The sequence below is a fragment of the Paenibacillus sp. OT2-17 genome, from assembly GCF_009827695.1.
Classification (GTDB): Bacteria; Bacillota; Bacilli; order Paenibacillales; family Paenibacillaceae; genus Paenibacillus; species Paenibacillus polymyxa_B.
Map to the genome: position 1 here is coordinate 1 of NZ_WUDQ01000836.1, position 1,173 is coordinate 1,173.

The 1,173-nt window shown below is 48.8% G+C and carries 1 protein-coding gene; it reads left to right on the forward strand.

The window, feature by feature from the left end:
* Window positions 1–53: 53 nt before the first annotated feature.
* A partial coding sequence (locus GRP75_RS27510; RefSeq protein ID WP_160790957.1) for an MFS transporter occupies window positions 54–1,173 on the forward strand: 1,120 nt, incomplete at its 3' end.

A 1,173-nucleotide genomic window follows, 5' to 3' on the forward strand; every position in this document is an offset into this window, starting at 1 on the left:
TGTTGAACGAATCAGAACAGCTGTGTTATTACTTTTGCAAAGGTGGTAACGGGATGCAACAAAATAAAGGGAATCTGCTTGCGTTAGGTTCCATCCCGCTGATGATGACGCTGGGTAATTCCATGCTGATTCCTGTTTTACCGGAAATCGGACGTAAGCTACATGTAAGCTCTTTTCGGATTAGCATGTTGATTACAGTATATGCGGTAGTGGCCATTTTACTGATACCGATTGCGGGCTATCTCTCCGACCGATTTGGCCGTAAGGCGGTGATTGTTCCCTGTCTGATTCTGACTGTGATTGGAGGGGGGATTTCTGCGGCGGGAGCATGGCTGCTTCACGATTCGGCAGCATACTGGACCATTATTGGAGGCCGTCTACTTCAGGGTGCGGGAGCGGCAGGGGCTTTTCCTATTGTCATTCCGCTTGTAGGTGATTTGTACGAAAACGAGGATGAGGCCAGCAAGAACCTGGGCGTCGTCGAGACCTACAACACATTCGGTAAAGTGTTAAGTCCGATCCTCGGTGCCGCGTTGGGAGCAGTTCTATGGTTTTTGCCATTGGCAGTAATTCCAGGACTCTGTCTGATTTCGCTCATTTTGGTGCTTTGGCTGATCCATGTGCCCAAACGTAAGAACCAACCGATTATGTTTCGAGAGTTTGTGGGAAATGTGAAGCGGGTGCTTGCTGAAAAAGGACGCTGGCTCTATGCTATTTTCGCTATGGGCGGTATTTGCATGTTTGTCATTTTTGGCGTCTTGTTTTACTTATCCGACATACTAGAAAGTCGTTACAACCTCCGTGGAGTCTGGAAAGGTTTTGTGCTGGCCATTCCGCTTATTTCCCTCTGTCTGTGCTCTTATGTAGGAGGCAAGATTATCGGCAAGCACAAAAAGCGCATGAAATGGATCGGTTTCAGCGGTTTGGCCATATTGACGATCAGCTTTGCCATTCTCGGATTTCTTCAACATATTTATGCGGTGATTGGGTTGTTTACGTTAGGGGGAGGCGGAATTGGGCTCGCATTGCCTTGTTTGGATGCCCTGATTACGAAGGGAATTGAAAAAGAGGAGCGCGGAACCATTACTTCGTTGTACAGCAGCATGCGCTTTGTCGGGGTATCGCTAGGCCCTCCGGTTGTTTCCTTGCTGCTGGGTCGCGGTGGACATGGTC